The sequence below is a fragment of the Burkholderia sp. SRS-25 genome, assembly GCF_004343765.1.
GTDB classification, from domain to species: Bacteria; Pseudomonadota; Gammaproteobacteria; order Burkholderiales; family Burkholderiaceae; genus Burkholderia; species Burkholderia contaminans.
On sequence record NZ_PTXM01000003.1, the window covers coordinates 68,575 to 88,673 of the forward strand.

The following is a 20,099-nucleotide window of genomic DNA, read 5'->3' on the forward strand; positions in this document are numbered from 1 at the left end:
TCCGACGCCGGGTCGCGCAGCAGCCCGCCGGGGGCGCCCGCCGGGTCAAGCCCCATGCGAAGCGACGCCCGCCGGAGGCAGGTCAGGCTCGTCGCCGGGCCGTCAGCGCATCGCGCACCCGGGCGGCGTCGAACCGGTGGCGGCATACCTCCGCCCCGTCCAGCAGCAGCACGGGCACGTCCTCGTCGTAACGGGCAACGAGCGCCTCATCGGTGTCGATGTCGACGTAATCGATCGCGACACCGAATTCGGCCGCCACCGGCGCCAGTGCGTCGCGCATGTCGTCGCACAGGTGGCACCAGCCGCGGCCGTAGAGCGTGAACATCGGCGCGTTACTTCTGGCGCGGCCGTACGGGCACGAACTGCGTGTTGTCGCCACGTCGCACCAACACCGCAACCGCCTTCTGCGGATCGAGCTGCGCGGTCACTTCGGCGAACTGCTTCGCGTTCGTGATGTCGGTGTCGCCGACGCGCAGCACGATGTCACCGCGCTGCAGGCCCGCACGGGCGGCCGGGCCGTCGACGCCGTCGATCTGCACGCCGTTCTTCAGCTTCAGCGTCTTCATCTGGTCGGCCGTCAGGTCACTGACCGTCAGACCGAGCGAATTGGTCTGGCGCGGCTTCTGCGGTGCGTTCTTGCGCTGCTCGGCCTTCGCCGTCGTTTCGGCCGGCGTTTCGGCGATCGTGATCGGCAGATCGCGTGCCTGACCCTTGCGCCACACGCTGACCGTCGCCTTCGTGCCGGGTTTCGTGTCGCCGACCATGCGCGGCAGGTCCGACGCCGTGTCGACCGAACGGCCATTGAACTTCAGGATGATGTCGCCCGGCTGGATGCCCGCCTTGTCGGCCGGACCGCCCGGCTCGACGCTGCTGACGAGCGCGCCCTCGGCCTTCGGCAGCCCGATCGAATCGGCCACGTCCTTCGTCACCTCGCCGATCGCGACCGCGATCCGGCCGCGCGTGACCTTGCCCGTCGCCTTCAGCTGGTCGGCCACCCGCATCGCCTCGTCGATCGGAATCGCGAACGAGATGCCCATGAAGCCGCCGGTACGGCTATAGATCTGCGAGTTGATGCCGATCACCTCGCCCTGCATGTTGATCAGCGGGCCGCCCGAGTTGCCGGGGTTCACCGCGACGTCGGTCTGGATGAACGGCAGGTAATCGCCTGTATTGCGGCTCTTCGAGCTGACGATGCCGGCCGTGACCGTGTTGTCGAGGCCGAACGGCGAACCGATCGCGACGACCCACTCGCCGACGCGCACCCTGTTCGAATCGCCGATCGCGACCACCGGCAGGTTCGACGCCTGAATCTTGACGACCGCGACGTCCGTACGATCGTCGACGCCGATCAGCTTCGCCTTGAATTCGCGCTTGTCGGTCAGCGTCACGTAGATGGTGTCCGCGTCGTCGACGACGTGCGCATTGGTCATCACGTAACCGTCGGCCGACACGATGAAGCCCGAGCCGACGCCACGATTCTGTTCGGTATCGGGCGGATTGTCCGGCGTCGGCGCATTCTTCGGATTGCCGCCGCCATTGCCGCTACCGTTGCCGGGCGCCTGCGGCAATGGAATGCCGAAGAAGCGACGGAAGAATTCCGACATGTCGCCGTTGTCGAAGCCCGGCGGGAGCATCCCGCGCGGACCGCTGCTCGTCGGAACGTTGGCGGTGGTCCGGATGTTCACGACGGCCGGCCCGACCTTCTCGACCAGGTCGGCGAAATCGGGCAGGCTGGCAGCGGGAGCCGTCACCGCGAACGCGGCATGCGGCACGAGCGGCAGGCAAGCAGACAGCGCCGCCGCCGCGAGCCATTTGCGCAGCGTGAGTTTCATCATGTCGGAAGCCGTAGCGTTACTTGGAAGCCTTGTATTCTATGGCAGACGCAAACTGTTGCAACGTAGCCGGCGGCACTTCGCCGAGCACGGTGATCCAGTAGTCGCCGCGGCGCTTCACGAGAACGTTCGTTGCACCGGTGCTGCCCGCGCCTTCCTTGCGCGTATTCTTTTCGGCCGGCTCGATGAAAACCGAGATCGTCGCGAGACCGTCGGTGAAGACGGCCTGATCGACCGGGATCGGCGGCTCACCCGCGTCACGCGCAGCCATCGGCCGGCGCACTTCGCGAATCTTCTGGAAACCGGCCACGCTCGGGGCGAGCTGCCAGCCTTGCGCTTCCATGTCGACCGTCGCGACCGGCGGCCGCACGACCGTCCAGCCGTTCAGGTTGCGCATGCCGGCCGCGATTGCGGCCTTGTCGCCGCTTGCACCGCCCGTCTGCAGTTGCGAAAACGCGATCTGCTCGAGCACGTGATCGTTCGCATCGAGCGTCTGCGAGCGCAGCAGCAGCCCGGTGCGCGCGTCGGCCCACAGCTTGTACGTGAAGCGGTACGCATCCTTCGGCACGAGCTCGACGACTTGCGCGTCGATTCCCGCCACGCGGTCCTTGCCGAGCGACTTCGCGTCGTAGACGGACATCACGTGCTCGCCGCTCGCGCCGAGCAGCGCAGGGAACGAGTCGCGCGTCTGGCGGCGCTCGACCACGCACAGCTTGCGCTCGGGCACGAACGTGTACAGCTCGTCGTTGTGCCGCAGCAGCTTGCGCGGCTTGCCGTCGAGCGTCTCGATACGCTCGAACTCGCCGTCGCGGGACGCGACGTGCGCGATGCGCGACGACTGCACATACCCGCCGCGCTGGTAGACGAACGTGCCTTCGTAACTCTGCTGCTGCGCCGCTTGCTGGACACGGTCGAGCCAGTCGGCGGCACCCTTGCGGGTCGCGACGGGATCGTCCGGTTGCTGGGCGCTGGCAGGAAGTGATTGAACGGACAACAGGGCGGCTGCGCAAAGCAGGAGGGCCGGCAGCCGCTTCCATCCGGAGATGGCGTGATTCAACTGCAATGTCCGCATCGGGTTTATTGGCCTGGCGTGGTGGTCACGGCAGCGCGGATCAGCGGCATCGAACCCGTGACGACGGGCTGCTGCGCGAATTGCTGATGCGCTTCAAGATATTGGTCGAGGCTGGCGTCGCGGATGATGTTGACGTCCTGCAGGCCCGGCTGGGCCGATGCCTGCGCAACCGTCACGCGCTGCAGGTTGCCGCCTTGCGGCGCACCGGCCGACGCGACCTGGACGGCGCCCGGGGCACCGGCCGTCTGCATTTGCGGGACGACGATCCACGTCAGCGTGGCCGCCGCGGCAGCGACCGCGAACGCGGGCACGACGCGCCGGCGCAGCGACAGCAGCTTGCGCGCGACGGGTGCGGCCGCCGGCGCGAGCAGGTGCGGCTCGCTTTCGAGCGCAGCCGACATGCGCGCGGTGAACGCAACGCTCAGCGCAGGCGACAGCGCGAGCTCGTCCGAGCGCAGCGCATCGCCGATCAGGTGGTAATGGGCCCACGCAGCGCGATCCGCGCGGTTGAGCTCAGCCAGAAACTGCCCGTTGTCCGGGCCATCGAACATTTCGCCGTCGACCAGCGCGGAAAGGCGCTCGCCGCGCGAGCACGCCTGCGACTGCGTATTGACCGACCCCATGATGCTCCCCATCTTGCACACCCCGTCGTGACTTCACGACTCTAACCGTAACTAGACCCCGACCCGCGTCGTTCCGCCTGTCGCGCTTACCAGCGCTTGCCTTCGGGCGTATCGAGCAGCGGACGCAATTTGGCAGCGATTGCCTCGCGTGCGCGGAAGATCCGCGACCGGACCGTCCCGATCGGACAGCCCATCATTTCCGCGATCTCTTCGTAGCTCAGGCCCTCGATCTCGCGCAGCGTAATTGCCTGACGCAGTTCTTCGGGCAGCAGAGCCATGGCAGCGTTGACCGTCTCGGCAATCTGCTTGCTCATCAACATCGACTCAGGCGTGTTGATATCCCTTAGTTGGTCTGCGTCGGAGAAAGTTTCCGCTTCCTCAGCATCGGCCTCGGTCGAGGTCGGCGCCCGGCGGCCTTGCGTCGCAAGGTAGTTCTTCGCCGTGTTGACGGCAATTCGGTACAACCACGTATAGAACGCCGATTCGCCGCGGAATTGCGGCAGCGCACGATACGCCTTGATGAACGCGTCCTGGGCCACATCCTCGACCTCGGCGGGATCCCGCACGAGGCGCGAGATCAGCCGAATGATCTTGCGGTGGTATTTGGAGACCAGGAGTTCGAACGCTGCCTTGTCGCCCTTCTGTACGCGCTCGACCAGAGCCTGATCGATTTCTTTTTCACTCACCTGACAAATCCGTTAACTAGGGATGCAACGCGGAGCGCTATTGTAGCGTTCCCGCGCCGGCCGCTGGTTACGGTAGGTAACCGTGCCGCCGTCAAACCCGCCCCGCCGCGCCCGCCGTTCTCGCCAGCACGGAAAGCGCGCTGAACGATGCGGCGTCGAGCGCATCGGCCGGAATCAGCAGCGGCCGGGCCCGCCGGGCGCCCTGCCCGACCGACAGCACCAGCAGCAGGCTGCTCCAGTGCGCATGCCCCGTCACGCGGCCGCGCGCCAGCAGGTGCCCGGTGCGGCCAAACGCCGCGACTTCCCCGAAGGCGTCGATCTGCAACTCGGCCGGCAGCCGGCGGGCACAGGCCCGCGCAGCACACACGGCCAGCAGCGCGGCCGTCACGGCCGCCACGCCTGCACCGGCGGCAGCGCCCGCGCGCGGCGCCCAGAACAGGTAGGCCGACGCGGCAGCCGAAGCGACGAACACGGCCAGCACGAGATAGGACACGGCCGAGGCCCGCAACGCAAAGCGCTGCGGACGCCCGGCCGGAGCATCGAATGGACTCGTCAAGCGATTGCGGCGTCAGACGCGCTTGAACACCAGCGTGCCGTTGGTACCGCCGAAGCCGAAGTTGTTCTTCACGGCAACGTCGATCTTCATGTCACGCGCGGTGTTCGCGCAGTAGTCGAGATCGCACTCCGGGTCCTGGTTGAAGATGTTGATGGTCGGCGGCGACACGTTGTTGTGCAGCGCCAGCACCGTGAACACCGATTCGAGGCCGCCCGCGCCGCCCAGCAGGTGGCCCGTCATCGACTTCGTCGAGTTCACGACGATCTTGTACGCATGCTCGCCGAAGGCCGCCTTCACCGCGTCGGACTCGTTCTTGTCGCCCAGCGGCGTCGACGTGCCGTGCGCGTTCAGGTACTGGACCTCGTCCGGGTTCACGCCGGCGTCGCGCAGTGCCGCGACCATGCAGCGGCGCGGGCCGTCCATGTTCGGCGCGGTCATGTGGTACGCGTCGCCGGTCATGCCGAAGCCCGAGACTTCCGCGTAGATCTTCGCACCGCGTGCCTTCGCCGCTTCGTACTCCTCGAGCACCATCACGCCGGCACCCTCGCCCAGCACGAAGCCGTCGCGGTCCTTGTCCCACGGACGGGATGCGGTGGCCGGATCGTCGTTGCGGGTCGACAGCGCACGCGCTGCCGCGAAACCGCCGATGCCGAGCGGCGACACCGTCGATTCGGCGCCGCCCGCGACCATCACGTCGGCATCGCCGGCCTGGATCAGGCGCGCTGCGAGGCCGATGCTGTGCAGGCCGGTCGTGCAGGCCGTGACAGCCGCGAGGTTCGGGCCTTTCAGGCCGAACATGATGCTCAGGTGACCCGAGATCATGTTGATGATCGAACCCGGCACGAAGAACGGCGAAATCCGGCGTGCGCCGCGATCGACGTAGGTCTGGTGGGTATCTTCGATCATCGGCAGGCCGCCGATGCCGGAACCGACCAGCACGCCGATGCGTTCCGCATTGGCTTCGTTCACTTCCAGCCCGCTGTCCCTGATGGCCTGGACGCCGGCGGCGATGCCGTAATGGATGAACGTATCCATGTTCCGGGCTTCCTTCGCCGGGATGTACTCCTCGGCGCTGAAACCCTTCACTTCACCCGCGAAATGGCAGGCGAGGTTCGACGCATCGAACTTCGAGACGGTGGCAATACCGGACTTGCCGGCGACGAGATTGGCCCAGCCGTCGGCAACATTATTGCCAACAGGCGAAATCAGCCCCAGGCCTGTAACAACAACACGACGGCGGCTCACGGTAACCTCTTTTCCATTATTGGATGACAAAAACAAAAGCCACAGTGGCCACAGGAACCAGCCCTGCGAGCCCTGTGGCTGTTAGTCCGTCCGGCGGAAGCCGGCAGGATGGCGCGTCAATCGCGAAGATCGCGGCGACGTGGCGGACAAGCGCGAAAGGCGCTCGTTACGCCTTGACGTTTGCGCGAGCGTAGTCGATCGCTTGCTGAACGGTCGTGATCTTCTCTGCTTCTTCGTCCGGGATTTCCATGCCGAACTCGTCTTCCAGAGCCATCACCAGTTCGACCGTGTCGAGCGAGTCGGCGCCCAGGTCGTTCACGAACGAAGCTTCGTTCTTGATCTCGGCTTCCGCGACGCCCAGTTGTTCAGCGACGATCTTCTTGACACGTTGTTCGATGTTGTCCATTACCCCTCCGAGGGAAAGTTCAGATTTACAAGTGCGCGCATTTTATCAGGTTTGCTGACGCCAAAACGCGCGTTGGCTTGATGGTCGATCAAGCGCCGATCCGCCTGAAAAACGGGATACGGCGCGGATGGTAAACGAAAATCGTTACGACATGTACATGCCGCCGTTCACGTGCAGCGTCGTACCGGTGATGTAACCGGCTTGCGGCGATGCGAGGAACGCGACGGCATGGGCGATGTCTTCCGGGCTGCCGAGGCGGCCGAGCGGAATCTGGGTCTTGAGCGCGGCCTGCTGTTCTTCCGGCAGCGTCTTCGTCATGTCGGTGTCGATGAAGCCCGGCGCCACGCAGTTCACGGTGATGCCGCGACTGCCGATTTCACGCGCAAGCGCTCGCGTCATGCCCGCCACGCCGGCCTTGGCAGCCGCGTAGTTGACCTGACCCGGGTTGCCGGCCGAGCCGACCACCGACGTGATGTTGATGATGCGGCCGCCACGCGCCTTCATCATCGGGCGCAGTACCGCGCGCGACAGGCGGAACACCGACTTCAGGTTGGTGTCGATCACCGCGTCCCAGTCCTCGTCCTTCATACGCATCGCGAGCTGGTCCTGCGTGATGCCCGCGTTGTTGACGAGCACGTTCAGCGTGCCGAATTCCTTCACGGTCGCGTCGATCAGCGCCTCGGCGGCGGCTGCGTCGTTGACGTTCAGCACCGCGCCGCGGCCCGTGACGCCCGCTTCCGCGAACGCTGCGGTAATCGCGGCGGCGCCCGATTCGCTCGTCGCCGTGCCGATCACCGTCGCACCCAGGCGCGCGAGTTCGAGCGCGATCGAACGGCCGATGCCGCGCGATGCGCCCGTGACGATCGCAACCTGTTTATCGAGAGTCTTGTCCATGAATCGAATATCCGTCTCTTGAGAAAAGGCGCCGCGTCAGGCGGTCACCAGCTTGAGTGCTTCGTCGAGCGAAGCCGGATCGAATACCGACGCGCCCGTGAGGTTGCCGTCGATGCGCTTCGTCAGGCCGGTGAGCACCTTGCCCGGACCACATTCGATCACGTGCGTGACGCCCGTACCCGCGATGTGCTGCACGCACTCGACCCAGCGCACCGGGCCCGCGGCCTGGCGCACCAGCGCCTCCTTGATCGCAGCCGGATCGCTGACCACGGCGACGTCGATGTTGTTGACGACCGGAATCTGCGGCGCCTTGACGTCGACGTTCGCAAGATAGTCGCGCAGTCGATCCGACGCCGGCTTGAGCAGCGACGAATGGAACGGCGCCGACACCGGCAGCGGCAGTGCGCGCTTCGCGCCCTTCGCCTTCGCGATCTCGCAGGCCTTTTCGACTGCCGCCTTGTTGCCTGCGATAACGACCTGTGCGGGTGCGTTGAAGTTCACCGCTTCGACGACGCCCGCTTCCGCGGCTTCGGCGCAGACCGCGCGCACCGTGTCGTCATCGAGGCCCAGGATCGCGGCCATGCCGCCCTGGCCGACCGGCACGGCCGTCTGCATCGCCTGCGCACGGAAGCGCACGAGCGGCACCGCGTCCTTGAATGCGAGCGCGCCTGCAGCGACGAGCGCCGTGTATTCACCGAGGCTGTGGCCGGCGACGATCGCCGGCGCCGGGCCGCCTGCCTGCTGCCACGCGCGATAGCACGCATAGGCTGCGGTCAGCATCACGGGCTGCGTGTTGGTGGTGAGGTTCAGCTCTTCGGCCGGCCCTTCGGCGATCAGCTTGCCGAGATCCTGATTGAGTGCATCGGACGCTTCCTGGAGCGTCTCGCGCACGACGGCCAGATCGGCGAATGCGTTGAGCATGCCGACCGCCTGCGAGCCCTGCCCCGGAAATACGAATGCAAATTTCATATCGTCCCCAATTGAATCGATTCGGACGGCGCGCACGAATGGCGCGCCGATGGGATCCGCGCGCAGCAATCGCGCGCCGCGGATCAGTAGCGGAAGACCGACGCGCCCCAGGTGAAGCCGCCGCCGACGCCTTCGATCAGCACGTGCTGGCCGCGCTGGATGCGACCGTCGCGCACCGCGGCGTCGAGCGCCAGCGGGATCGACGCGGCCGACGTGTTGCCGTGCTGGTCGACCGTCACGACCATGCGCTCCTGCGGCAGGCCGAGCTTGCGGCAGGTGCTGGTCATGATGCGGATGTTGGCCTGGTGCGGAATCAGCCAGTCGATCTGCTCGGGCGCGAGATTCGCCTTGGCAAGCGCCTCGATCGCGACCTTCTCGAGCACGTTGACCGCGAGCTTGAACACGGCCTGCCCGTCCATGTGCAGGAACGCGCTGCCCTCGATCACGCCGCGATTGACGTTGCCCGGCGTGCAGAGGATGTTCGAATAGCTGCCGTCCGCATGCAGCGCGCTGCCGAGCACGCCCGGCTCTTCCGATGCGGACAGGATCACGGCGCCCGCACCGTCGCCGAACAGCACACAGGTCGTGCGATCCTTGAAATCGAGAATGCGCGAGAACGTCTCCGCACCGACGATGAGCGCCGTGCGGTGCTGACCGCTGCGGATGAAGCTGTCGGCCGTCGCCATCGCGTACGCGAAGCCCGAACACACGGCCTGCACGTCGAATGCCGCGCCGCCGCTCTTGATGCCGAGCTTGTTTTGCAGCAGGCACGCGGTGCTCGGGAACACGAAATCGGGGGTCGAAGTCGCGACGATGATCAGGTCGATCGACTGCGGATCGATGCCGGCGGCTTCGATCGCTCGACGCGACGCTTCGAGCGCGAGGTCGCTGGTCGTGACGTCGGGTGCGGCGAAATGGCGCGCATGGATACCCGTGCGCGCAACGATCCATTCATCGCTCGTCTCGATGCCTTCCTTCGCAAGACGATCGGTCAACTGCTGGTTCGTGACGCGGTCAGGCGGCAGGTAGCTGCCCGTGCCGAGCACGCGGGAATAGAGAGTCGATTGGGCCATTTATGCTTTAGAGGATTGCGCAGCGGAAGGTTCGGCGTGATGGCCTGCGGCAGGGCTTGCATGGCCCGCGCCGCCCGCGTCGTGTTCGCCTTCGCCGAGCGACACCGAATTATCCGCCATCGCGCGCGCGAGGCGCTCCAGCACGCCGTTTTTGACGGCATCATACCCGCGTTTGATCGCCCACTCAAACGCGTAGGCATCGGCCGAACCGTGGCTCTTGATCACGAGGCTTTTCAGCCCCAGCAGCGCCGCGCCATTGTACTGGCGGTGGTCGACGCGCTTCTTGAACCGCATCAGCACGGGCAGCGCGAGCAGCGCCATCAGCTTCGACATCAGCGAACGGCCGAACTCCTCGCGGATGATGTCCGACAGCATCTGCGCGAGCCCCTCGGACGTCTTCAGCGCGACGTTGCCGACGAAGCCGTCGCACACGATCACGTCGACCGTGCCCTTGTAGATGTCGTTGCCTTCGACGTTGCCGCGGAAATTGAGCGTGCTGGCGCGCAGCAGTTCGCCTGCGCGCTTAATCGTCTCGTTGCCCTTGATCACCTCTTCGCCGATGTTCAGCAGGCCGATCGTCGGACGCTCCTTGCCTTCGAGCGCCGCCACGAGTGCGTGCCCCATTTCCGCGAACTGCAGCAGGTGCTGCGGTTCGCAGTCGACGTTCGCGCCGAGGTCCAGCATCATCGTGTAGCCGGTCGGGTTCGGCAGTGCGAACGCGATCGCGGGCCGCTCGATGCCGGGCAGCGTCTTGAGTACGTAGCGGGAAACGGCCATCAGCGCGCCGGTATTGCCGGCGGAGATGCAGGCCTGCGCCGCGCCTTCCTTGACGTGGTTGAGTGCGACGCGCATCGAAGAATCCTTCTTCTTGCGCAGCGCCACTTCGACAGGGTCGTCCATCGCCACGACTTCGGTGGCGGGAACGATGGTCAGCGCGGGATCGTCGAGGGCTTTCAGCTTTTTCAGCTGAGCGCGGATCGCGCTTTCGATGCCGACGAGCATCAGGTGCGCATCGGGGTGCGCGCGGACGAACTTGACTGCCGCGGGAACGGTCACGGACGGGCCGTGGTCGCCTCCCATGCAATCGATTGTGAGCTTTACGGTCATGGAATGCGACGAATTTCAGGCACAAAAAAGCGGCAGTTGAATGCCGCCTTTTTGTTGAGCCAGGAAAGTGTCAAGCGAACCAGTTGTCACGCGAACGGCAAGCGTAGCGCGCAACGCGTGACTTGACGCTTAGTCGTTCTTCGTCTTGACGACTTTCTTGCCGCGGTAGTAGCCGTTCGGGCTGACGTGGTGACGCAGGTGCACTTCACCCGTGCTCGGCTCGACTGCCAGCGGCGCTGCCGTCAGGAAATCGTGCGAACGATGCATGCCGCGCTTCGACGGCGACTTCTTGTTTTGCTGGACTGCCATGACTAACTCCTAAATAATTTTCCGGATTCTAACACAGCCCGATCCGGCGCTTAACTACCCTGGCCCAAAGCCTTTACGCCTTCCCGCGCCACAACTGCTTAGTGTTTCTTGGTGCCGTCACCGTCTTTCTTCAGCGCTTCCAGCGCTGCGAACGGATTCGGCCGTTTGCCTTCGTCCGCGGCTTCGCCGGACTCTTCGTCCGCCTCTTCCACAGGACCGCTCGCACCCGACACGAGGCTTTCGTGAACTGCCGGGCAAACCTCGTGCTTGGGCACGAGCGGCAACGAAAGCAGCAATTCCTCTTCGATCAAGTCGACGAGATCGAACTGGCGTGAGCCCACGATCACATCGGCTTCATCGTCGTCGAGCGGAAATTCTTCAGCCTCTTCTTCGGTCGCGACGACCCGGTACGTCATGTCGACGTCGAACGTCTGGTCGTACGGGGTCATGCAGCGCTGGCACGTGAGCCACGCATGGCCGTGCACCGCAAGGCGCAGATACGGCTGCTGCCCGTCGGCGCCGTCGTCCTGCAACTCCTTCTGGGTGAACCCTTCCGCCTGCCATGTGAAGACCGTGTCGCGATCTGGCGCGTCCGCAGGTACTTCGTTTAACATGCGCGGCAGTTGCGAGAGGCGCACCGCACCTGCTGCCTGCCGCCCGCTGCGGGCGAACTCGAACAGGTCGATTGCATGCGGATCAAGCGCCGCAGCCGGTTTGCCAGAAGAAGTGTTCATATGCGCTCCTGCCTACAGGCTGACTTGCGGATCCGGCTTGGTACCGCTCGCGTACGGCTCATCCACGGATGACGTACTTTACTTCCGAAGACCCGGCAGGCGCCACCACAACGGAAGCCTGCCGACGAAAAGCGGGAAAGCATACCTGTTTTACCTTTTGCGGTCAATCACTTAAGCTTGCGTCCGCGCAACGCCGTACAACACCCGACGACTCACCGATCCAACCGACCATGCCGGATACCGTTTGCCGCCCGCCGCGGCTGATTCTTGCCTCCAGTTCACGCTACCGCCGCGCGCTCCTCGAGCGCCTCGGCATCCCCTTCGACGTCGTGTCGCCCGAACTCGACGAAACCCCGCACGACGGCGAAACGCCGGCCGCGACCGCCCTGCGGCTCGCCGGCGCGAAAGCGCGCGCCGTCGCCGCCACCATCGACGCGCCGGACGGCGTGCTCGTGATCGGGTCGGACCAGGTCGCGACCTTCGACGGGCGCCAGATCGGCAAGCCCGGCACCCATGAGCGCGCGCTCGCGCAACTCGTGTCGATGCAGGGCCGCGAAGTCGAATTCCACAGCGCGCTCTGCCTGTACGACAGCCGGACGGGTGAAGCGCAGGTCGAGGACATCGTCACGCACGTGCGTTTCCGCTCGCTGCCCGAGGCCGAACTCGACGCGTACCTGCGCGCCGAAACGCCGTACGACGTCGCCGGCAGCGCGAAGTCCGAAGGGCTCGGCATCGCACTGCTCGACGCGATCGACTCGAACGATCCGACCGCGCTCGTCGGCCTGCCGCTGATCGCGCTCACGCGCATGCTGCGCGCCGCCGACTATCCGTTGTTTGCAACCACCCGTGGAGACCGCGCATGACCGCCGGCACGCTTTACCTCGTCCCGAACACGCTCGGCGAAGGCGACGAATCGATGCTCGCGGCCGTCCTGCCCGCGGCCGTGCAGGCACGCGCCGGCACGCTCGGCTATTACATCGGCGAGAACGCGAAGACGACGCGTGCATTTCTGAAGAAGATCGGCACCACACGCCCGATCCAGGAAATCGAGATCAGCGAACTGAACGTCAACACGCCGGCCGGCGCCATCGACCGGTTGCTCGCGCCCGTGCTGGCCGGTGCGGACGCCGGCCTCGTGTCCGAAGCCGGCTGCCCGGCCGTCGCCGATCCCGGCGCCTTGCTGGTGCGCCGCGCGCACGAGCGCGGCGTGAAAGTCGCACCGCTGGTCGGGCCGAGTTCGATCCTGCTCGCACTGATGGCATCGGGCCTGAACGGCCAGAGCTTCGCGTTCAACGGCTACCTGCCGGTCGACGCGGCGGCGCGCGCGAAACGCCTGCGCGAACTCGAGCAACTGTCACGCAAGGCCCGCCAAACGCAGATCTTCATCGAAACGCCGTACCGGAATCAGGCGATGCTCGACACGCTCGTCGCGACCTGCGCGCCGTCGACGCAAATCTGCGTCGCAGCCGACCTGACCCTCACGACGGAGACGATCGCGAGCCGGACCGTCACGGACTGGAAAAAGGCGCCTGCGCCGAATCTGCACAAGCGCCCTGCCATCTTCCTGCTGTTGGCGAACTGAACGCGGCAGGCGATCCGCCAGGTGAACGGCGGGTCATCCCGGCCCGCCTCCGTCAGCGCAGGCTGACCGACGCGCCGCCGGCCGTCAGCGCCTTCATCGCGGCGCCGCCGACGGCCGCGCCGAACTTGCGCGCGACGCGGTTCGTCAGGCTTTCCTTCACCGTATAGTCGACGAGATCCGGCGCCTTCAGCACGTCGCGCGCGACCGTGTCGGTCGTACCGTAACCGTCTGCCAGCCCGAGCTCGACGCTCTTCTCTCCGGTCCAGAACAGGCCCGAGAACATGTCGGGCGTCTCGTGCAGCCGCTTGCCGCGGCCATCCTTCACAGCCTTGATGAACTGCGCGTGCACCTGGTCGAGCAATGCCTGCGCATGCGCGTCCATCTTCGGCGTTTCCGGCGAGAACGGGTCGTAGAAGCCCTTGTTTTCGCCGGACGTATGCAGGCGCCGCTCGACACCGAGCTTGCCCATCAGCCCGGTAAAGCCGAACCCGTCCATCAGCACGCCGATCGACCCGACGATGCTCGCCTTGTCGACGAAAATCTTGTCGGCCGCAGACGCGATGTAATAGCCGCCCGATGCGCACATGTCCGTCACGACGACATACAGCGGCTTGTCCGGATACTTCGCGCGCAGCCGGCGGATCTCGTCGTAGACCATCCCGGCCTGCACCGGGCTGCCGCCCGGACTGTTGATCCGCAGCACGACACCGGCCGTGCCGTCGTCTTCGAACGCGGCGTCGAGCGCGGTGTTGATGTCGTCGGCGTTTGCGTTCACGCCGGCCGCGATCTCGCCGTCGATCGTCACGAGCGCCGTATGCCGCCCGCTCGACGAAAACTTCGAATCGCTCGAGAAATCGATCAGCGCGAACGCGAACAGCACGAACACGGCGAGGAACGCGAAGCGGAAGAAGATCTTCCAGCGCCGCGCCGCGCGCTGCTCCTTGACCGCCGCGAGCGCGATCCGCTCAAGCGCCGCACGCTCCCAGTTCGGTTCACGGCTGTCGGGACGGGAGGAGGAATCCGGGGAATTCGGTTGGTCGGCCATGCAGGGTTGTCGTTAGTCGGTCGTGGCGGAAACAGCGGGACGCAGGTCGGCGTCGGGCACCCAGAATACCGCACGCCCGTCGGAGGTGTCGCGCTCGTCGACCTCGACCGGCCGCAGGCGGCCACCCCGGCACGGGCCGCCGACGCACTTGCCGGTGTTCGGCTCGTAGATCGCGCCATGTGTCGCGCACATCAGATAGAGGCCCGAGGATTCGAAGAACTGCCCTTCGGCCCAGTCGAGCTCCATCGGCACATGCGCGCAGCGATTCAGGTAACCGTATGCCTGGCCCTCGTAGCGCACGAAGAACACGACGGCCTGCTCGCCGCGCAGCGTCGCGTCGACGCGCACGCCGGCACCGCCGTCGGCCAGCGCATCCGATGCGCACACGCGCACGGCGTCCGGCACCGCGCTCATGCGTGCTCCCGCAGCCACGCGGCCAGCGCACCGACGTCCGGCGCGACGAAGCGCGGCGCGAGCGCAGCCAGTGCGTCGGCCGTGTGCGCGCCGTACGCGACGCCGACGCCAGCGGCCCCGGCACTCTCGGCCATCTGCAGGTCGTGCGTCGTGTCGCCGATCATCACGGTGCGCGACAGGTCCTGCCCCAATTCGCGGGACAGTTCGTGCAGCATCGCCGGATGCGGTTTCGAGAAGGTTTCGTCGGCGCAGCGCGTCGCATCGAACAGGCTCGTCAGCTTCGACTGGTCGAGCACGCGGTTCAACCCGACCCGACCCTTGCCGGTTGCAACGGCGAGCAGATAGCCGGTGTCACGCAGCTCGGCGAGCAGTTCGCGCACGCCGGCGAACAACTCGATGCGCTGGTCGTCGAGCAGATAGTGATGGCGGTAGCGCTCGGCAAGCCGCGAATAGTCGGACGGATCGAGGGTCGGAGCGGTAATCTGCAGCGCATCGCGCAGGCCGAGGCCGATCACATAGCGTGACGCCTCGTCGGACGGCGTGGGCAAGCCGAGATCGCGGCATGCGGCCTGGATGCTGTGCGCGATGTGCGCAGTCGAATCCATCAGCGTGCCGTCCCAGTCGAAGACGATCAGGTCAAATTGCTGTCGAGCCATGCGGTTCAGGCGGTATCGCGCAGTGCGCTGAGTTGATCGAGGAAGCGCCGGCATTCGTCCGGCAGCGGCGCATCGAACTGCAGCGCCTCGCCGGTCAGCGGATGGGCGAGCCGCAGCCGATACGCATGCAGGAACATCCGTTTCAGCGACGGCTGCGCATTCGCGCGCGCCAGCGCCTTGTTCAGTGCGAAATCGCCATACTTGGCGTCGCCGACGATCGGCAGGCCGAGATGCGCGAGGTGCACCCGGATCTGATGGGTCCGACCCGTTTTGAGTTCCGCTTCGAGAAGCGCGTACTCGGGCCAAAGGTCGACGAGGTTGAACACCGTATGCGACGGCAGTCCGTCGTCCTGCACGCGCACGCGACGCTCCCCTTCCGGGGTCGAATACTTGAACAGCGGCGCCTTCACCGCACGGCGACGCCCCCAGTCGGACTGCCATTCACCGTGGACGCACGCGAAGTAGCGCTTGTCCATCTTGTTCTCGCGAATCTGCTCGTGCAGGCCCACGAGCGCCGTGCGCTTCTTCGCGAGCATCAGGATCCCGGACGTCTCGCGGTCGAGCCGGTGGACGAGTTCGAGGAATTTCGCGCGCGGGCGCGCCTGGCGCATCTGCTCGATGACGCCGAACGCGACGCCGCTGCCGCCGTGGACCGCAACCCCGGCCGGCTTGTTGATGACGAGCATCGCGTCGTCCTCGAACAGCACGTCGAAATGCGCGGGCGGCACGATGGTGGCTTCGGCCCGCGCGAGGTCGGCGGCAGCCACGCGCACGGGCGGCACGCGGACGATGTCGCCGAACGCGAGCCGGTACTGCGCATCGACCCGGCCCTTATTCACGCGCACTTCGCCGCTGCGCAGGATCCGGTAAATATGGCTTTTCGGCACGCCTTTACAGACGCGCAACAGGAAGTTGTCGATACGCTGACCGGCCGAGTTTTCGTCGATCTCGATCATCGATACCTGGCCGCTTGCGACCGAATTCTGGGATATTTTGCCTAACTCGTTCATACTGAATATAATTTTGCCCAGCCTGACGTTGCGGGCGGCCTTATCGGCCGACCCGGATCAACCGGGCAAGGCGCAAGCGCAAACCGTTATTTTACTTGCGCCGGGGGTCTGCTGCTCGCCCCTAATCAAAGAGAAGCAGCAAGTTGCACGCACGGCGCTGCCCGTCGGCAAGGATCGCGCCCACAGGCGGATTCGGTCGGCAAGGCGCCGCGGTAACGGAAAGTTGGTTGAAAAGAATTTGATCGGCAGCCCGACGGCGCGAAGTGCGTCCGCGCAGGCTGCCGGTTGCGAAAATTACGGCGTTGCGCCCGATTTGGCTCCGCGAAGCGTGCGGGGCCTGGCGACGTCAAACCAGGGAAGTACACCCCAGGCGGGAAAGTCGGGCTGGATTCGATACTCCCCGCTGCGGCCCGAGCCGCAGCATCTGCCGCCCGTTGGCACGCGCGTCGCATGACGACGCGCCCCGCGGCAGTGCCCGGCCTCAGGCTTAGCGCGCTTTGACAGCGTGCGGTGTGTGGACGCCGTGCTTTGAAGCCGTGTTCGCAGGTGCCCTATGGCCGCCGGCCCCGAATCTCGGGCCCAAGCGCCTCTTCAGGCAATTCTCCCCGCCATCGTTCCCGCTCCAGCGTGCTCGTGACAACACAACAAGGCGCGGCCTGCCGTCGTTCCCGCCCTCGCGACTGACAACCGCGAGGCGCCGCCAGCAGAGCCGCCTGGAGTCGTTCATGAAACGCATGCTGTTCAATGCGACGCAGCAGGAGGAGCTGCGCGTCGCCATCGTTGATGGGCAGAAGCTCATCGACATCGACATCGAGACGGCCGGGCGCGAACAGCGCAAAGGCAATATCTACAAAGGTGTCATCACCCGTATCGAGCCGTCGCTCGAAGCGTGCTTCGTCAACTACGGCGAAGACCGCCATGGCTTCCTGCCGTTCAAGGAAGTCGCCCGCCAGTACTTCAAGGAAGGCATCGACATGCGCTCCGCGCGCATCCAGGATGCCCTGCGCGAAGGCCAGGAACTGATCGTCCAGGTCGAAAAGGAAGAGCGCGGCAACAAGGGCGCTGCCCTTACCACGTTCATCTCGCTCGCCGGCCGCTACCTGGTTCTGATGCCGAACAATCCGCGCGGCGGCGGCGTGTCGCGCCGGATCGAAGGCGATGAGCGTCAGGAACTGCGCGAAACGATGGCGCAACTGCAGATCCCGGACGGCATGAGCATGATCGCCCGTACCGCGGGCATCGGCCGCAGCGCCGAGGAACTGCAGTGGGACCTGAACTACCTGCTGCAACTGTGGCGTGCGATCGAAGCGGCGTCGCAAAGCGGCAACGCCGGCCAGCCGATGCTGATCTACCTGGAATCGAGCCTCGTGATCCGCGCGATCCGGGACTATTTCCAGCCCGATATCGGCGAAATCCTGATCGATACGAACGAAATCCACGATCAGGCCCGCGCATTCATGGACATCGTGATGCCGGACAACGTCGCGAAGGTGAAGCGCTACCACGACGACGTGCCGCTGTTCTCCCGCTTCCAGATCGAGCACCAGATCGAGACCGCATACTCGCGCACGGTGCCGCTGCCGTCGGGCGGCGCGATCGTGATCGACCACACCGAAGCGCTCGTCGCGATCGACGTGAACTCGGCGCGCGCGACCAAGGGCGCGGACATCGAGGAAACGGCCACCCGCACGAACCTCGAAGCAGCCGACGAAGTCGCCCGCCAGCTCCGCCTGCGCGACCTCGGCGGCCTGATCGTGATCGATTTCATCGACATGGAATCGGCGAAGAGCCAGCGCGAAGTCGAGCAGCGCCTGAAAGACGCGCTCAAGCATGACCGCGCGCGCGTCCAGATGGGCAAGATCTCCCGTTTCGGCCTGATGGAACTGTCGCGCCAGCGCCTGCGTCCGGCCCTGTCGGAAGGCAGCCATGTGACCTGCCCGCGCTGTAACGGCACCGGTCACATCCGCGATACCGAATCGTCCGCGCTGCAGGTCCTGCGGATCATTCAGGAAGAAGCGATGAAGGAAAACACCGCGGCGATCCACTGCCAGGTGCCGGTCGAGGTGACCGCCTTCCTGCTCAACGAAAAGCGTCAGGAAATCAACAAGATCGAGTCGCGCTTCAAGGTCGGCATCGTGCTGATCCCGAACAAGCACCTCGATACGCCGCACTACAAGCTCGAACGCCTGCGCCACGACGACGCACGTCTCGACGACCCGCGCGCGTCCTGGAAGATGGCCGAGGAAGCAGCCCGCGAACTCGAGTCGGAAACCGGCTACAGCAAGCGCGCGGCGGAAGTGAAGCCGAAGCAGGAAGCCGCGGTCAAGGGCATCACGCCCGAGCGTCCGGCCCCGAGCCCGGCACCGCAGCGCCCGGTCGAACCCGTTGCAGCGCCCGCGCCTGTCGCGCCGGCAACCGGCGGCTTCATCGGCTGGCTGAAAGGTCTGTTCGGCGTATCGCCGGCGCCCGCACCCGCACCGGTTGCTCCGGCCCCGGCGAAGGAGCAGACAGCCCGTCCGGCTCGCGGCGAACGTGCCGAGAAGTCCGAGCAGCGCGGCGAACGCGGCGGCGATCGCAACCGCAACCGTCGCGGCGGCGCCCAGCAGGCGCAAGGCGGCCGCGACCAGGTCGCGGCAGGCCGTGGCCAGTCGCAACGCCAGGAGCGCGAAGGCAAGGAAGTGCGCGAACCGCGCGAGGCTCGTGAGCCGCGTGAAGGCCGCGAACCGCGCGAGGGTCGTGAACCGCGTGAAGGCCGCGAGAACCGCGAAGGTCGCGAGGGCCGTAGCCCGCGCGAAGGCCGCGAGCCGCGTGAAAGCCGTGAGCCGCGCGAACCGCGTGAGAATCGTGAACCGCGTGAACCGCGCGAGCGTGTCGAGCAGCCGGAAGGCGTCGAAGCAGCCGGTCGCGGCGAGCGCCAGGAACGTCGCGAGCGCGGCGAGCGCCGCAAGCCGACTCAGCATGCGGCAACGCTGGAAACCGTCACCCGCGGCGAAACCCATCCGGAACCGGAAGCCGACAAGGCCGTCGCAGAAGCCCTGCCAGGCGCCGAACTGGCAGCCGACGCGGAAGCCGGCGCGCGTGATGGCGAGGAACGTCGCCGTCGCCGTCGCGGCCGCCGCGGCGGTCGTCGCGAGCGCGAGGAAGACGGCGCAGTCGTCGACCACGCCGAGCAAGGCGCAGAGGGCGAAGTGACGGTGCAAGCCGTGACGCCGGAAGCACCGGCTGCTGCCGAACCGGCCCACACGGCCGCACCGGCAGTCGTCGTGGCAGCCGCCGCGGCAGGCGCCGTCGTCGCCGAAGCCGTGGTCGAGCACCATGCCGAACCGGCAGCACCGGCCGCTGTGGAGCCGCAGCCGGCACCGGTACACGTCGAAGCAGCAGTGGTCGCCCAGGCAGCAGAACCGGCACCGGTCGCACCGGCCGTCGATACGGAAGCCGGTCCGGCTCCGGTCGCGGTTTCGCCGACCGACGCGTTCGAAGTGCCGGCAGCGCCTGTCGCCGTCGAGGCGCCTCAGCCGGCACCCGTCGAGCAAGCCGCACCGGCCGTGACGACCGAAGCCGCTCCAGTGGTTGCGGAGCCGACCCATGTCGAAGCGGCGCCGGTCGAGGCCGTCGCCGCACCGACTCCGGCACCGGCACCGGCCCCCGCCCAACCGGCAGCCGCGCCCGCTTCGGCGAGCCTGGATACCGTGCTGGAGCAGGCCGGTCTCGTCTGGGTGAACACGGACGCCGACAAGTTTGCCGCTGCGCAGGAGGCCGCGTCGCGCCTCCCGCGTCCGGCTCGCGTGCCGCGCGAACGCAAGGCACTGCCGCCGGTCGATACGGCCCCGATGCAGCAGGTCGAAACAACGAATCACTGATCGACGCATCGTCCGACCAGGAAAAG

21 protein-coding genes are annotated in these 20,099 nt (G+C 66.3%); 3 read left to right on the plus strand and 18 right to left on the minus strand.

Features of this window, described 5'->3' with window-relative positions; translation table 11 throughout:
* Window positions 1–82: 82 nt before the first annotated feature.
* The 14 genes from C5O79_RS02795 to C5O79_RS02860 all read right to left on the minus strand — a co-directional run bounded on the left by C5O79_RS02795 (window position 83) and on the right by C5O79_RS02860 (window position 11,506).
* Window positions 83–325 carry a glutaredoxin family protein gene (locus tag C5O79_RS02795; RefSeq protein ID WP_047850505.1) on the minus strand — a complete coding sequence of 81 codons (243 nt, stop codon included), beginning with the start codon at window positions 323–325 and terminating at the stop codon, window positions 83–85.
* 7 nt (window positions 326–332) lie between these two features.
* Window positions 333–1,835 carry a DegQ family serine endoprotease gene (locus C5O79_RS02800; RefSeq protein WP_046545248.1) on the minus strand — a complete coding sequence of 501 codons (1,503 nt, stop codon included), beginning with the start codon at window positions 1,833–1,835 and terminating at the stop codon, window positions 333–335.
* Window positions 1,836–1,851: 16 nt separating this feature from the next.
* Window positions 1,852–2,904: a MucB/RseB C-terminal domain-containing protein gene (locus C5O79_RS02805; protein WP_039348382.1), complete on the minus strand. Its 1,053-nt coding sequence runs from the start codon at window positions 2,902–2,904 to the stop codon at window positions 1,852–1,854.
* A gap of 5 nt (window positions 2,905–2,909) precedes the next feature.
* Window positions 2,910–3,527 carry a sigma-E factor negative regulatory protein gene (locus C5O79_RS02810; RefSeq protein WP_027788009.1) on the minus strand — a complete coding sequence of 206 codons (618 nt, stop codon included), beginning with the start codon at window positions 3,525–3,527 and terminating at the stop codon, window positions 2,910–2,912.
* An 86-nt stretch (window positions 3,528–3,613) separates the two neighbouring features.
* A complete protein-coding gene (gene rpoE / locus C5O79_RS02815; protein ID WP_006490873.1) occupies window positions 3,614–4,213 on the minus strand; it encodes an RNA polymerase sigma factor RpoE in 600 nt (199 codons plus the stop codon).
* A 91-nt stretch (window positions 4,214–4,304) separates the two neighbouring features.
* The gene (locus tag C5O79_RS02820; protein WP_046545246.1) at window positions 4,305–4,769 is read right to left on the minus strand and encodes a protein YgfX; all 465 of its coding nucleotides are present in this window, start codon (window positions 4,767–4,769) and stop codon (window positions 4,305–4,307) included.
* 12 nt (window positions 4,770–4,781) lie between these two features.
* Entirely contained in the window at window positions 4,782–6,014 is a 1,233-nt protein-coding gene (gene fabF / locus C5O79_RS02825) for a beta-ketoacyl-ACP synthase II (RefSeq protein ID WP_122473698.1), read from the minus strand.
* A 166-nt stretch (window positions 6,015–6,180) separates the two neighbouring features.
* Window positions 6,181–6,420 (minus strand): acyl carrier protein, encoded by a 240-nt coding sequence (gene acpP, locus C5O79_RS02830; protein ID WP_004197638.1) that lies wholly within the window; start codon window positions 6,418–6,420, stop codon window positions 6,181–6,183.
* A 144-nt stretch (window positions 6,421–6,564) separates the two neighbouring features.
* A complete protein-coding gene (fabG, locus tag C5O79_RS02835; protein WP_122473697.1) occupies window positions 6,565–7,314 on the minus strand; it encodes a 3-oxoacyl-ACP reductase FabG in 750 nt (249 codons plus the stop codon).
* Window positions 7,315–7,350: 36 nt separating this feature from the next.
* Window positions 7,351–8,283 carry an ACP S-malonyltransferase gene (gene fabD / locus C5O79_RS02840; protein WP_122473696.1) on the minus strand — a complete coding sequence of 311 codons (933 nt, stop codon included), beginning with the start codon at window positions 8,281–8,283 and terminating at the stop codon, window positions 7,351–7,353.
* Between the two features lie 83 nt (window positions 8,284–8,366).
* Window positions 8,367–9,356, minus strand: coding sequence for a beta-ketoacyl-ACP synthase III (locus tag C5O79_RS02845; protein ID WP_046545243.1), 990 nt, complete (start codon window positions 9,354–9,356; stop codon window positions 8,367–8,369).
* Window positions 9,357–10,463 carry a phosphate acyltransferase PlsX gene (plsX, locus tag C5O79_RS02850; protein WP_039348406.1) on the minus strand — a complete coding sequence of 369 codons (1,107 nt, stop codon included), beginning with the start codon at window positions 10,461–10,463 and terminating at the stop codon, window positions 9,357–9,359. It lies immediately after the preceding gene.
* Between the two features lie 129 nt (window positions 10,464–10,592).
* Entirely contained in the window at window positions 10,593–10,772 is a 180-nt protein-coding gene (gene rpmF, locus C5O79_RS02855) for a 50S ribosomal protein L32 (protein WP_006051932.1), read from the minus strand.
* Window positions 10,773–10,870: 98 nt separating this feature from the next.
* Window positions 10,871–11,506 (minus strand): DUF177 domain-containing protein, encoded by a 636-nt coding sequence (locus C5O79_RS02860; protein ID WP_046545242.1) that lies wholly within the window; start codon window positions 11,504–11,506, stop codon window positions 10,871–10,873.
* Window positions 11,507–11,736: 230 nt separating this feature from the next.
* Here C5O79_RS02860 and C5O79_RS02865 point away from each other — a divergent pair, with 230 nt between their 5' ends.
* Together C5O79_RS02865 and C5O79_RS02870 are read left to right on the plus strand one after the other, a co-directional pair.
* Window positions 11,737–12,369, plus strand: coding sequence for a Maf-like protein (locus C5O79_RS02865; protein WP_046545241.1), 633 nt, complete (start codon window positions 11,737–11,739; stop codon window positions 12,367–12,369).
* Entirely contained in the window at window positions 12,366–13,088 is a 723-nt protein-coding gene (locus tag C5O79_RS02870; protein ID WP_122473695.1) for an SAM-dependent methyltransferase, read from the plus strand. Before C5O79_RS02865 ends, C5O79_RS02870 begins: the two co-directional genes overlap by 4 nt.
* 52 nt (window positions 13,089–13,140) lie before the next feature.
* Here C5O79_RS02870 and C5O79_RS02875 read toward each other — a convergent pair whose 3' ends face one another.
* From C5O79_RS02875 to C5O79_RS02890, 4 genes are read right to left on the minus strand one after another with little or no spacing between them, the layout of a single operon-like run.
* Entirely contained in the window at window positions 13,141–14,133 is a 993-nt protein-coding gene (locus C5O79_RS02875) for a S49 family peptidase (protein WP_046545239.1), read from the minus strand.
* 12 nt (window positions 14,134–14,145) lie between these two features.
* Complete coding sequence (locus C5O79_RS02880) at window positions 14,146–14,547, minus strand: Rieske 2Fe-2S domain-containing protein (RefSeq protein ID WP_039348429.1); 402 nt, start codon at window positions 14,545–14,547, stop codon at window positions 14,146–14,148.
* Window positions 14,544–15,203, minus strand: a complete 660-nt coding sequence (locus tag C5O79_RS02885; protein ID WP_046545238.1) for an HAD-IA family hydrolase — start codon at window positions 15,201–15,203, stop codon at window positions 14,544–14,546. Before C5O79_RS02885 ends, C5O79_RS02880 begins: the two co-directional genes overlap by 4 nt.
* 5 nt (window positions 15,204–15,208) lie before the next feature.
* Entirely contained in the window at window positions 15,209–16,213 is a 1,005-nt protein-coding gene (locus tag C5O79_RS02890) for an RluA family pseudouridine synthase (RefSeq protein WP_122473694.1), read from the minus strand.
* A gap of 725 nt (window positions 16,214–16,938) precedes the next feature.
* On the opposite strand from C5O79_RS02890, the gene C5O79_RS02900 reads away from it, so the two are divergent.
* Window positions 16,939–20,073, plus strand: a complete 3,135-nt coding sequence (locus C5O79_RS02900; RefSeq protein WP_122473693.1) for an Rne/Rng family ribonuclease — start codon at window positions 16,939–16,941, stop codon at window positions 20,071–20,073.
* The last annotated feature ends 26 nt before the right edge of the window (window positions 20,074–20,099 follow it).